A 12,263-nucleotide genomic window follows, 5' to 3' on the forward strand; every position below is an offset into this window, starting at 1 on the left:
GATGATCATCTCAAGCGAGATCGACGGCGAAGGACGGCCGATGTCGGACGCCTCGGATGTCATGGCCGGCCTCCTCGCGCGGGTCCGCGAGGGGGATGAGGACGCGCTGGCGGATTTGCTTCGGCATTATGAGCCGAAGATCCGTCTTACGGCCCACTATTTAATCCGTCCGATCCTCAGGCGATATCTCGATTCGATCGACGTGGCGCAATCGGTGCAGTTCGACCTGATGCGCGGGCTGCGGGTGGGGAGTTTTCACCTTTCCGATTCGGACACGTTCGTGGCCTTGGCCGTGACGGTGGTCCGGCGCAAGGTGGCCCGGCACTGGAGGCACCTCCAGCGAGAGCACCGGCTCAGGTTCGGCGACCCGGACGGGCAGGTGACCCCGGAGAGTCGCCCGGCCCCCGCCGAGGCGTCGAGCGATCCGGCCAGCGCCGTCCAGCAGGACGACCAGCTCGAGGCGTTGTGGCGCAGGCTCGATCCGACGGAGCGCCGATTGATGGAGCTCCGGCTCCAGGGCTATTCGACCGAGGAAGCCGCCGCCGAGATGGGTTGCGCCGCCAACGTGCTCCGCGTCCGGCTGAGCCGATTGCGCAAGCGACTCCGGGAGCAGGGGCAGCCGACGGATTGGGCCTGAATTCGGCGGACATCGGCCCCGATTTCTTGTTGCGAATTCCCGAGGTCGCGCAAGTAAAGGTCTGAGTCCAATCCTCTAGATCGTTCGATCCATCCGCCCTTCTCGAGACAAGGCCAGTCGTTCGGGCCGCGCGGCTCCACGCGCCGCCCTGCTTGACCTCGTCGGTCGAAGGGATGGAGATGTCGACCCGCCGCGCGGGTCGCCGAGGGTTCGTATCTCAGGGTCGTCGGTTGCCATCGACGCACGTTTCTTTATCTCTTCTTCCGCGAAGCCGGCCCTCGCCGCGTTCGCCCATGAAAGGATGGTTTCCCATGCGCAGGAAATCGGAGCTCGGCTTCACGCTGATCGAGCTCTTGGTCGTGATCGCCATCATCGCCGTCCTGATCGCGCTCCTGCTGCCCGCCGTCCAGGCGGCACGCGAGGCGGCCCGCCGGGCCCAGTGCACGAACAACCTGAAGCAGATCGGGCTCGCGATGCACAATTATCTGGATGTGAACAGCGTCTTCCCGATGGGGGCGATCTCGGTGGCCGACTCCCCCTGGACGGGCAACGGGATCAGTTGGCGCGGGGCGATCCTGCCGCAGATCGAGGGCGGCCCGTTGTACAACGCGGTGAACATCTCGCTGCCCACGTATGACAGCCCGGCGATGTACACGGCCTGGATGACGATCCCCACCGCGTTCCTCTGCCCCTCCGACGGGAAGAATGGCGGCGGCAAGCTCCCCGTGGGCACGCCGACCGGTCAGTGGAGCGGCTCGACGTCCAACTCGACGCCCATCAACCCGACGACGGGGACGCCCGCCGGCGTCGTGCCGGTCTCGAACTACAGCGGCAGCTTCGGCGACAACTACTCGAGCCACTACGTCGCCCTCCCCTGGGAGACGCCGTTCTCGGCGAATCCCCCCGCGGGACAAACTCGGATCGGCTGGCCCGGCCCCTGGGGCGTGAACCAGAATTCCCCGGGCTGCACCGCCGCCATCGGGCTCCGCGGGATGTTCGACTACTTCGGCGCCCAGAAGGTCGGCCTCGAGTCGATCACCGACGGCACGAGCAACACCATCCTCGTCGGCGAGGTGCTCCCGTATCAGACCGCCGACAACAACTTCTGGAACTTCAACGGGGCCGTCGCGGGCACGACCATCCCCATCAACTGGAACTCCAACAAGATCAACCCGAGCGATGCCACGTGCTACAACAAGTGGCAGGATTCCCCCATCGGTTGCCGATTTAATTATGACTCGACCGGATTCAAGAGCGAGCATCCCGGGGGCGCCAATTTCCTCTTCGGCGACGGCTCGGTCCACTTCCTGAAGGCGAGCCTCAGCATGCCGACGTACTGTGCCCTGGGCAGCCGCTCCGGCGGCGAGGTCCTCAGCGCGGACAGCTACTAAGTCATCCCGACGTCGCCCGGTTCCGGCCGACGCGCCGCGGGGACTCCCCGCCCGGCGCGTCGGCGCCCACCATGTTCGGGGGGCTTCGGCCCCCGAGGGGACGCATTCGATGATGGGACGTTCTGTGAAAATGAATGGATGGCGCCTCGGCGGCCCGTGCCTCATCCTGACCGCCGGCCTGATCGCCGGTTGCGGCGGAGACGGACTCGCCCCTCGTTACCACGTCTCGGGGACCGTCACCCGGCAAGGCAAGCCCCTCGAGAAGGGGACCATCACCTTCCTGCCCGTCGACGCTTCCAAAGGGAGGAGCGCCTCCGGCGAGATCCAGCCCGACGGTAGTTACACCCTGACTTGCAGCGACCCTGGCGACGGTGCGATGGAGGGCGATTATTGCGTCATCGTCAACGTGGTCAACGTTGATACCTCCAAGCTCGGCCTGATGCCCAGCGGCAAACCGATGCTCAACCAACCCCACAAAGTTAAAGTCAAGAACCTGATCCCCTCCAGCTTCAGCGACCCCAGCAAGTCACAGCTCAGGGCGAAGGTCGAGGCCCATTCCAACTCCATCCCCATCGACCTGAATGGCTGAGCTCGACGGTCGCCGGATCACCGTCCCACCCCGGTCCTCGCCCTCGCCCGTGACGGATCGCGACCGTCGCGACGGGCGGGGTGCCGGCGCCGGCGCCCCGGTCCTTGAGGGACGCCGGCAAACCGCCTCGGGCCCGGCCCGGCCGATGGACCGCACGTCCGTCGTGATGCTCAGAGTCCTCATGCTCACCATGGTGGGCCCTCGATGACGCCGGGCTTCCCCAAATTCGGGGAGCTCCGGCGTTTTCTTGTTGCGACTTCATTCCCTCGCGCAAGTCTATCTCCGAATGGTGGCATGAGGGCGTGGAGTCGAGGCCTGGTCTCCCTATACAGAGGCGAGGAAATCGGTGCTGAGGATCGTGATTTGGTTGCCACGGGTTGGTACTCCACCCCGTGAGCGTCCGCCGAGTCACCTAGCTCACGGGGTGGGGTACCAACCCGTGGCAACCACAACCTCCGTCAGACCATCGATTTCGCGGTTTGAGCCAAGATAATTCTCTCCGCTCCTGACCCGTGCCGGGCCGCCTTACCTTCCGACCGAAGACTTCCGCCTGTCGCCGTCGACGCCGAGAAATCGCTCGGCCGCCTACGGTCCAGGCTGGATTGAACGGGAGATCCTCATGCGTCGAAACCCGGTCGTGTTCGTACTCGGCCTGATCGCGCAAACGACGGCGGCCCTCGCCGGTCCGGAGGCTCTTGGCCCGACGTCCTCGGCGCGTTTGAAGGTCGCACCGGGCGAAGTCCGGCTGGTGGGCCGCGACGCCGAGCAGCGCCTGCTCGTCCTGGGGGCCAGGGGAGACCGGTGGGTCGATGTCGGTCGCGAGGCGCGTTACGAGACGCTCGACCCGAGCGTGGTGGCGGTCTCCTCCGACGGCCTCATCACTCCTCGAGGAGACGGCATTGCGACGGTGCGGGTCGCTTCGGGCGGGGCGACGTTCGATGTTCCGGTGGTGGTCGAAGGTCACGGTATCGAGCTCGAGGTCAGCTTCCGCAACCAAGTCGAACCGATCCTGGCCAGGACGGGGTGTAATGCGGGGGGCTGCCACGGCAAGGCCTCGGGGCAGAATGGGTTCAAGCTCTCGCTCCTGGGTGCGGACGCCCCGTTCGACTTTGATGCGATCGTCAACGAGGCCCGCGGCCGCCGCGTCTTCCCGGCCCAACCTGAGCAGAGCCTCTTGCTCCGGAAAGCCGTCGCCGCCGTGCCGCACGGGGGAGGCCGGCGCATCCAGGAAGGGTCCCGGGAATACGAGATCCTCCGACGTTGGATCGCCCAGGGGATGCCCCAAGGGTCGTCGGCCGACCCGTCGCTCGTCCGGCTCGAGTGCTCGCCTGGGGTGACGACCGTCGACCCTGGTGCCGAGCACCAGGTGATCGTGACGGCCCACTTCAGCGACGGTCTGCGCCGCGACGTGACCCGAGAGGCCCAGTACAAGAGCAACGAGCCCGACCTCGCCCGGGTGGATGACGGGGGGCTTGTCCATGTCGGCACGGGCATCGGCGAGACCGCGATCATGGTCCGCTACCTGGGGCGCGTGGACGTCTGCCGGTTCCGAATCCCTCAGCACATTGCCAACGGAGGAACCTCGCCCTGGCCCGAGCTCCCCCGCGGCAATCTCGTCGACGAACATGCCCGGGCCAAGTGGGCGAGCCTGAACCTCACGCCGAGTCCATTGGCCGACGACGCGACGTTCCTGCGTCGCTCGACCCTCGATGCCGTGGGCACCTTGCCGACCCCGGACGAGGTCCGCAGGTTCCTCGACGACCCATCGCCAAACAAGCGGGCCGCTTGGATCGACGCGCTCCTGGAACGCCGCGAGTACGCGGACTTCTGGGCGGTCAAGTGGGGCGACCTCCTGCGAAATCAGCGCAAGGGGCAGCGAGACCAGCAGCGTGGGACCTATGCGTTTCACGCCTGGATCCGCGACGCCTTCGCGACGAATATGGCTTACGACCGGTTCGTCCGAGGGGTCGTCGCCGCGCAGGGGACGGTCGACCAGCATCCGCCGGTGATCTGGTATCGGACGGTCCGCAACCTCACGCACCAGACGAACGATACCGCCCAACTCTTCCTCGGCACTCGGATCGCGTGCGCCCAGTGCCACAACCATCCTTATGAGAAGTGGACACAGGACGATTACTACAAGCTTCAGGCCTTCTTCGCAAGGGTCGGGCGGAAGTCGGGGGCGACGTCGCAGGAGCCGGCGATCTTCGTGCGAGAGGACGGCGACGTGCGGAACCCCGCGACCGGCCAGGTCATGGCCCCGCACGGGCTCGACGGCCCGGAGTGCCAATCGGGTGAAGGGGAAGACCCTCGCCTCGGGCTGGTCGGCTGGATGGCGGGGCCCGAGAACCCATATTTCGCCCCCGCGATCGTCAACCGGCTCTGGGGCCACTTCCTGGGGCGAGGCCTGGTCGAGCCGGTCGACGACCTCCGAGTGACGAATCCTCCCAGCAACCCCGAGCTACTCGACGCCCTGTCTCGCGACTTCATCGCCCATCGTTTTGATATCAAGCACCTGGCCCGGACGATCATGAATTCGACGGCGTACCAGTTGTCGTCGGAGCCGACCCCGGGAAATCAACAAGACAGTCAGAACTACGCCCGAGCCTACCCTCGCAGGCTCCTCGCCGAGGTGATGCTCGACGCGATCTGTCAGGTGACCGGCGTCCCCGAGACGTTTGCGGGGATGCCCAAGGGGACCCGGACGATCCAGTTGCCCGACGAGTCGATCCCCTCGTACTTCCTCGACGTCTTCGGCAGGCCGATGCGCGAGACGCCCTGCGAGTGCGAGCGTCCCCGCGAGGCCAACCTCGCGCAGGCGCTCCAACTCCTGAACTCGGGCGATCTCCAGGACAAGGTCGGGGCTTCTCGAGGACGCCTCTCGGACCTGCTCGCCGGGCCCAGGCCCGACGCCGAGGTCGTCGACGAACTCTACCTCGCCGCATTCGGCCGCCACCCCAAGGCCACCGAGTCCGGGGCGATCTTGGACTACGTCGCGGCGAGCGGCGACCGGCGCGAGGGTTTCGAAGACGTGGTCTGGGCCTTGTTGAATACGAAGGAATTCTTGTTCAACCACTGACGTTCGCTCGTTTCGCGGTCGCGTGCGATCGGTGGGCGATGCCCACCCTACGAAGAATAGTATGAAATCGTGATGACGATATAACCCGAGGGTCGACGCCCATGCTGGATTTGACGGGAGATGGGGCACGCGGTCGCGTCGAGATCTCCAGGCGTGGCGTGCTTCGGACCGGGATGCTCGGCCTGGCGGGGCTCGCGCTGGGCGACCTCCTGCGTTCCCGAGCCCTGGCCGGCTCGGGGACTGCGACGCGGGACACCTCGGTCATCCTGGTCTGGAAAGGGGGTGGGCCGAGCCACATCGACCTCTGGGACCTGAAGCCGGAGGCCCCCGCCGAGTACCGCGGCGAGTTCAAGCCGATCGCGACCAGCCTCGAGGGGATCTCCATCGGCGAACTCCTGCCCCTCTCGGCGAGGCAGATGGAGCACTTCAGTATTGTCCGATCGGTGACGCACCCCGACTCGGGCCACGAGTCGGCCAGCCACTACCTCCTGACGGGCTATCGTCCCACGAACGACATCCCCGCGCAGGAGATGCCGAGCTATGGATCGATCGCCGCGAGGGTCCGGGGGCCGAGACGGCCGGGATTGCCCGCGTACGTCACCTTGCCGAAGACGCCGAGGAGCGCGGAGGCCGGATACCTCGGCGTTGCGTACAACCCTTTCGACCTCGGCGGCGACCCGAATTCCGGGAAGTTCTCGGTCCGGAACCTGACCTTGCCCCGAGGGGTCGACCTCGGCCGGCTCGGCGACCGCCGACGCCTGCTCGGCGCAATCGACACCTTCCGCCGCGACTCCGACCGCTCGGGGCTGATGGACGGCCTCGACGCCTTCACGCTCAAGGCGTTCGAGATGGTCACCGGCCCCTCGGCCCGCAAGGCCTGCGCGATCGGCGAAGAGGACCCGGCCACTCGCGACCTCTACGGCCGCAACCCGCTCGGCCAGGCGATCCTCCTCGCCCGTCGGCTGGTCGAGGCGGGCGTCACGTTCGTCACCGTCGACGCGGGGGGCTGGGACACGCATGCCAATAACTTCGAACGTCTCAAATCAAAGAACGTCCCCCCCTTCGACCAGGCCTGGGCCGCCTTGATGCAGGACATGCACCGGCGCGGGCTGTTCGAGGACACCCTCGTCCTCGTCTGGGGCGAGTTCGGCCGGACCCCTCGCATCAACCCGGGCGCCGGCCGTGACCACTGGCCCGGTGCCCAGTCGGTCGTTGTTGCCGGCGGAGGGTTCCGGATGGGCCAGGTCATCGGCGCCACCGACGCCAAGGCCGAGGCCCCGAGGGACCGCCCGATCACCCCCGAGGACGTCCTCGCCACGATGTACCATCACCTCGGGATCGACATCGAGCAGGAATTCGACAACGAGGCCAAACGCCCGCTCCGCATCCTCAACGGCGGCGCACCCATCCGAGAATTGCTCACCTAACACGTATCGAAACCCGGCTTTTCCTTAAAGCCCGGGTTTCGGGGCAGACACGAAACCCGACTGGTAAATCCATGCGACCCTTGCCCTGGACCCTGGCGATCGTCGTCCTCGTCCCAGCCTCTCCTCACCCGGCCTTGGCCCAACTCCCCGAGGCCCGTCTCACGAGCCTTTATCCCTGCGGGGCGCGCCAGGGCACAAAGATCTGCTGCACCGTCGCCGGGGCCGACCTCGAAGGCTTGAGCGGCCTCCACTTCAGCCATCGGGGGATCACCGCCCGGCACCTGGACGCCAACCGGTTCGAGGTCACGGTGGCCCCCGACGTCCCCATCGGCCCCTTCGACGTCCGGGCGATCACGTCACGGGGGCTCTCGAACTTCCGCGCGTTCACGGTCGGCGACTGGCCCGAGGCCTCGGAAGCCAACGAGCCCGAGGCTTCGTCGGAAAGGCCCCAACCCCTGACCTTGCCCGTCGTCGTAAACGGTCGCATCGATCGGCCAACGGATGTCGATGCCTACGTCTTTTCGGCGAAGAAAGGCCGGCGCGTCCTGATCGACGCCTGGGCCGAGCGGGTCGACAGCGCCCTCGACGCCACAATCAAGGTCGTCGACCCATCGGGAAAAGAGCTTGCCTATTCGGGCGACTCTTTCGGTAAAGATCCTTTCCTCGACTTCACCGTCCCCGAGGATGGTGACTATACGATCTCCGTCTGGGACTTCGTCTACGACGGCGGGCCCGACTCGGTCTACCGCCTCCAGGTCGGCTCGCTCCCGCACCTTGATGCGGTCGTGCCGCTCGCCGTGCGACCGGGCGAATCGACGAAACTAACGCTCCTCGGGCGGAACATCCCTGGGGGCACGCCGACATCGACTGAGGCTCGTCCGGGGCAGGGGGGGATGCTCGAGTCACTCGACCTCGAAGATACGTTTCCGACCGGCGCTCCAGCGAGCCCGACGCTCCGGGGGGGACAATCCATCCGTCCCCCGCAGTCGACCCTCGACGGCTTTGTCTATCGCCTGAAGACGTCGTCGGGGAGCTCGAACCCGATCTTCCTCGGCGTCACCGAGCTGCCCGTCGCGATCGAGCGGGAACCGAATGGCGACCGGGCGAAGGCCCAGACGCTCGAGGTCCCGAGCGAGGTCTCGGGTACGTTCGCCCCCGTGGGTGATTCCGACTTCTACACCTTCCGCACCATCAAAGGGCAGGAGGTTGTGGTCGAGGTCTTCGGCGAGCGGCAGTCGGGGCTGATCGACCCATTCCTGGCGGGGTACGACCCCTCGGGCCGCCGGATCTTCTCGGCCGACGACGGGGCTTTGCGCGAGATCGGCCAACTCCGCTTCCCGATCACGACCCAAGACGTGCGCTGGGCGTTCCGGGCCTCGACCGAGGGGCTCTATACGGTCCAGGTCCGCGACCTCTACTTCCAGCAGCGGGGCGAGGCGCGGTTCGGTTATCGGCTCCGGGTCGGTCCCCCTCGACTCGACTTTCGCCTGTTCGCGGTGCCGAGCCACGACATCCACCCCGACGCCACCACGGTCGGCCGGGGCGGCCGCACCTGGCTCGACGTGCTCGCCTTGCGGATCGACAACTTCGACGGGCCGATCCGGGTCGAGGTGCACGACCTCCCCGAAGGCGTCTCGTGCGATCCCGTCGTGATCGGCCGGGGCAAGACGTCGGTCCCCCTCGTCTTTCGCGCCGGCGTCGACGCCCCGATCGGCCATGCCTCGGTCCGGATCACGGGGACCGCCACCATCGATGGTAAGGATGTGACGCGAGAGGCCCGGGGCGGAGGCCTGGTCTGGCCGACCGTGAACACTCCCGGCGTCGCCCGGATGGCCGACAGCGTCGCCGTTGCCGTGCGAGACTCACCGCCATTCACGCTCGCGGCGACCCCAGCGTCGGCCGAGGTTCGCGCCGGGGGAACCTTGCCCATCGCCGTGACCCTCGCCCGCGCATCCGACTGGGCCGGCCCCGTGCAAATTTCCGGCCTGGATCTCCCGCCGGGCGCGAGCGTGGCCCTCGTGAGCGTGGCCTCGGGCACCACAGAGGCAAAGGCCGAGCTGGTCCTGCCCTCGAAGCTATCGCCCGGCCCATATTCCTTCGCCATCCAGGGGGCCGGCCAGGTCCCCCGCGATTACATCGTCCAGCGCGACCCCAATAAGACTCGGGGTAATAGCGTCCGCGCCGTCTTCCCTTCTAATCCGATCACGATCACGATCACCGTCGTCGCCGGGGTCCCCTCAGCCGAATCCGGAAGATGAGGAGAGCGTTGACTCTCTTCCGATCTCACGGATCCCTTCCGAGAGTCGAAGAAACCTCCCGGCCGACTTGAGGCCCACGGCCCGAGGCGTTACCGTTGAACACAGCCGCGTCCCCTTCGCGGCTCCGACGTCTTCGGAGAGGACCGGGTCTCCCGCGATTCCGCGAGGCCCGGAAATTGTGGTCACGCCGGGTCCCGAGATCGGTGCCGAGCACCTTCTCGAGAAGCTCTCGGCGATCCCATCGCCATGGCAACGACCTACGCCGGGATCGGCCCGGAGTTGGCTTTCTTTGAGGATGGGCCTCGTGACGCCTTGTCACCCAGGATGCAGGTTTTCCCGACGGGGTCGTTGAGTCGGCCCGGTAAGGAGCGACGTGATGCTCTCGCAGATCGACGAGCGTCCCTCGGCTTCGCTTCACGACGTCTCGGAAGCACTCGCGGAGCTGCGACGTCGGATGCAACGGCCGCAGCGGCATCGCCTGCTGCACGGCTATCCGCTGGCCGCGGCCATGCCGCCGGGGTCTCGAACCGTTGGTGAGCGCCTCGGCCACGACCCTCGCCGAGGGCTCCTCGTTGGCGTCCTGCCCCACCCGTATTGCAACCCGGCCGTCGCGGGATGCGGCTTCTGCACCTTCCCGCACGAGAGCTTCAGCCGAGGCAAGGCGACGGCCGTCATGGGGGCCGTGGAGCGGGAAATCGAGCAACGGATGTGGGCGGAGCCCGAGCTCGTCGGTCGCCCGGTCGCCGGCCTCTATTTCGGCGGCGGCACGGCGAACCTGAGCCCGCCCGAGCCCTTCCGAAAGCTCTGCCGGGCCCTGGCCAAGGCCTTCGACCTCTCCTCCGCCGAGGTGACCCTGGAGGGCATCCCGGACGCCTTCCTCAGCCGAAAGCCCTGGCTCGTGGATATCCTCCGCGAAGAGCTCCCCGCCCGCCACTTCCGCCTCAGTATGGGCATCCAGACCTTCGACGAAGCCTGGCTGCGCCGGATGGGTCGGCTCGGCTTCGGCGACGCCGAGACCTTCCGCGAGGTCGTCCGCCTCGGCCATGCGCGGGGGTTCACCGTCTCTGGCGACTTCCTCTTCAACCTCCCCGGCCAGCCCTTGTCGGCGATGCAAGACGACCTCGACCGGGCGATCGAGATCGGTCTCGACCATCTCGGCCTCTACCACCTCGTGATGTTCCCCGGCCTCGGGACGGAATGGTCCCGGCAACCCGACCTCCTGGCGTCCTTGCCGACGAACGCCGTCGCCTCGGAGAACTGGCAAGAGCTCCGGGGACGGCTCTTCGATCGAGGCTTCTACCAATCGACACTGACGAATTTCGAGAAGAATGAATTCCTCGGACATGAGCGGCGTTTCGTTTACGAAGAGCTGAGCTTCGAGCCCGATCGCTTCGACATGGTCGGCTTCGGGCCTTCGGGGATCTCGTTCGCCGGCGCCGAGCACTCCGCAGTCAAGGTGATGAACCCCGACGGGGCGGACGCCTACGCCGATTCCGTGGCGCGAGGCTCGACTTGGGATCGCGAGTTCGTGTACGGGCCCCGTGAACTCCGGATCCTCCACCTGACCCGTCGCCTCGCCGCCCTGCAAATCCGCAGGGCCGACTACCTCGAGTCGTTCGAGAGCGACCCCATCGACGACTTCCCGACGGAACTCGAGGCCCTCGAACACGAAGGGCTCGTCCGGATGACTGGCGAGACGATCGAGCCTACCCCTCGTGGCATGTTCTATGCGGACTCGATCGCGGCCCTATTGGCCTGGAGGCAGGTCCGGACCCGCGGGAACTGTCGAAGCGAGGCCGGTCGTCCGCCGATTGCGCCGGCCAACCCGAAACCCAAGCCGAAGCCCGACCCCAACGACAGCGGCCGCAGTCATATGGGATGAATCGAATCGTTCGGGGTAGATCGCCGGGCCTCTAACCGTAGAGCGAAAGGATCCGATGATCGGACGACGTTGGCTTATTGCACTCGTGACATTTCCCACGATCCTGGCTCCGGCCGCTCTCGAGGCCGACGGGTTGGCGGAGTGGCAGCTCAACAGGCCCAAACTCCCGGGCATGCTCCGGCTCCAACTCCGCGAGCGCAAGGTCGAGGGGGGCGAGGCCCGAGTGACCGGGCGTACCGTCGACTGGACGGCCTCCGAGACCGCGATCATCATCTGTGACATGTGGGACGACATCTACTGTCGGTCCTCGGCGCAGCGGATCGGCGTCATGGTCCCCAAGATGAACGCGGTCCTCACCGCGGCCCGCGACCACGGCGTCATGATCATCCACGCCCCGAGCGAGACGATGACCATGTACGCCGACACCCCCCACCGACAGCGGATGCAGCGGGCCGAGCCCGTCGAGCCCCCGGTCCCGATCGAGCGCACCTGCACCCTCGACACCGGCCGCGAGCCACCCCTGCCGATCGACACCAGCGTCTCCCCCTGCGACGACCCCATCACCGGCGCGGTCGTCCGGCGCTACTCTCGCCAGCATCCCGGCCTCGACATCACCGGCTTCGACGGCATCAGCGACGACGGCCGCGAGATCTTCAACTACTGCCGCCGCCAGGGCATCAAGAACATCGCCGTCATGGGCGTCCACACAAATATGTGCATCCTCGGCCGCTCCTTCGGCATCCGCCAACTCACCCGCCTCGGCTTCAACGTCGCCCTCGTCCGCGACCTGACCGACGCCATGTACGACCCCCGCCAACCCCCTTTTGTCAGCCACAACCGCGGCACCGAGCTGGTCGTCGAGCACATCGAAGCCTACTGGTGCCCGTCGATCGAGAGTATCGACCTCACGAGGACCGTGTCTGGATCCTCCGGACCGACGCAGAACACCAATCAAGCAGCTCGCCACTGAGGACAACTCAGGGCCGGTCGGGGTGTGCGT

9 protein-coding genes are annotated in these 12,263 nt (G+C 66.8%); all 9 read left to right on the forward strand.

What is annotated here, in order from left to right; all coding sequences use genetic code 11:
• Nucleotide 1: 1 nt before the first annotated feature.
• The 9 genes from ACYOEI_RS14070 (at nucleotide 2) to ACYOEI_RS14110 (ending at nucleotide 12,233) form a co-directional block, all read left to right on the forward strand.
• Nucleotides 2-637, forward strand: coding sequence for an RNA polymerase sigma factor (locus tag ACYOEI_RS14070; protein WP_462850134.1), 636 nt, complete (start codon nucleotides 2-4; stop codon nucleotides 635-637).
• A gap of 311 nt (nucleotides 638-948) precedes the next feature.
• Nucleotides 949-2,028 (forward strand): DUF1559 domain-containing protein, encoded by a 1,080-nt coding sequence (locus tag ACYOEI_RS14075; protein ID WP_462850135.1) that lies wholly within the window; start codon nucleotides 949-951, stop codon nucleotides 2,026-2,028.
• Between the two features lie 130 nt (nucleotides 2,029-2,158).
• Nucleotides 2,159-2,617 carry a hypothetical protein gene (locus ACYOEI_RS14080; RefSeq protein ID WP_462850136.1) on the forward strand — a complete coding sequence of 153 codons (459 nt, stop codon included), beginning with the start codon at nucleotides 2,159-2,161 and terminating at the stop codon, nucleotides 2,615-2,617.
• Nucleotides 2,610-2,825, forward strand: coding sequence for a hypothetical protein (locus tag ACYOEI_RS14085; RefSeq protein ID WP_462850137.1), 216 nt, complete (start codon nucleotides 2,610-2,612; stop codon nucleotides 2,823-2,825). Before ACYOEI_RS14080 ends, ACYOEI_RS14085 begins: the two co-directional genes overlap by 8 nt.
• A 411-nt stretch (nucleotides 2,826-3,236) precedes the next feature.
• Nucleotides 3,237-5,696, forward strand: a complete 2,460-nt coding sequence (locus tag ACYOEI_RS14090; protein ID WP_462850138.1) for a DUF1549 and DUF1553 domain-containing protein — start codon at nucleotides 3,237-3,239, stop codon at nucleotides 5,694-5,696.
• A gap of 101 nt (nucleotides 5,697-5,797) precedes the next feature.
• Nucleotides 5,798-7,123 carry a DUF1501 domain-containing protein gene (locus ACYOEI_RS14095; protein ID WP_462850139.1) on the forward strand — a complete coding sequence of 442 codons (1,326 nt, stop codon included), beginning with the start codon at nucleotides 5,798-5,800 and terminating at the stop codon, nucleotides 7,121-7,123.
• A gap of 71 nt (nucleotides 7,124-7,194) precedes the next feature.
• Complete coding sequence (locus ACYOEI_RS14100; RefSeq protein WP_462850140.1) at nucleotides 7,195-9,381, forward strand: PPC domain-containing protein; 2,187 nt, start codon at nucleotides 7,195-7,197, stop codon at nucleotides 9,379-9,381.
• 376 nt (nucleotides 9,382-9,757) lie between these two features.
• Nucleotides 9,758-11,263, forward strand: coding sequence for a radical SAM protein (locus ACYOEI_RS14105; RefSeq protein ID WP_462850141.1), 1,506 nt, complete (start codon nucleotides 9,758-9,760; stop codon nucleotides 11,261-11,263).
• A gap of 55 nt (nucleotides 11,264-11,318) precedes the next feature.
• Nucleotides 11,319-12,233 carry a cysteine hydrolase family protein gene (locus tag ACYOEI_RS14110; protein ID WP_462850142.1) on the forward strand — a complete coding sequence of 305 codons (915 nt, stop codon included), beginning with the start codon at nucleotides 11,319-11,321 and terminating at the stop codon, nucleotides 12,231-12,233.
• Nucleotides 12,234-12,263: the final 30 nt, after the last annotated feature.

This window comes from Singulisphaera rosea (genome assembly GCF_054877945.1).

What these genes read in the sequence shown, in the direction of transcription:
- ACYOEI_RS14080 (WP_462850136.1), top strand. Translation starts at nt 2,159, where the DNA reads ATGAATGGATGGCGCCTCGGCGGCCCGTGCCTCATCCTGACCGCCGGC.
- ACYOEI_RS14085 (WP_462850137.1), top strand. Translation starts at nt 2,610, where the DNA reads ATGGCTGAGCTCGACGGTCGCCGGATCACCGTCCCACCCCGGTCCTCG.
- ACYOEI_RS14095 (WP_462850139.1), top strand. Translation starts at nt 5,798, where the DNA reads ATGCTGGATTTGACGGGAGATGGGGCACGCGGTCGCGTCGAGATCTCC.
- ACYOEI_RS14075 (WP_462850135.1), top strand. Translation starts at nt 949, where the DNA reads ATGCGCAGGAAATCGGAGCTCGGCTTCACGCTGATCGAGCTCTTGGTC.
- ACYOEI_RS14100 (WP_462850140.1), top strand. Translation starts at nt 7,195, where the DNA reads ATGCGACCCTTGCCCTGGACCCTGGCGATCGTCGTCCTCGTCCCAGCC.
- ACYOEI_RS14090 (WP_462850138.1), top strand. Translation starts at nt 3,237, where the DNA reads ATGCGTCGAAACCCGGTCGTGTTCGTACTCGGCCTGATCGCGCAAACG.
- ACYOEI_RS14070 (WP_462850134.1), top strand. Translation starts at nt 2, where the DNA reads ATGATCATCTCAAGCGAGATCGACGGCGAAGGACGGCCGATGTCGGAC.
- ACYOEI_RS14105 (WP_462850141.1), top strand. Translation starts at nt 9,758, where the DNA reads ATGCTCTCGCAGATCGACGAGCGTCCCTCGGCTTCGCTTCACGACGTC.
- ACYOEI_RS14110 (WP_462850142.1), top strand. Translation starts at nt 11,319, where the DNA reads ATGATCGGACGACGTTGGCTTATTGCACTCGTGACATTTCCCACGATC.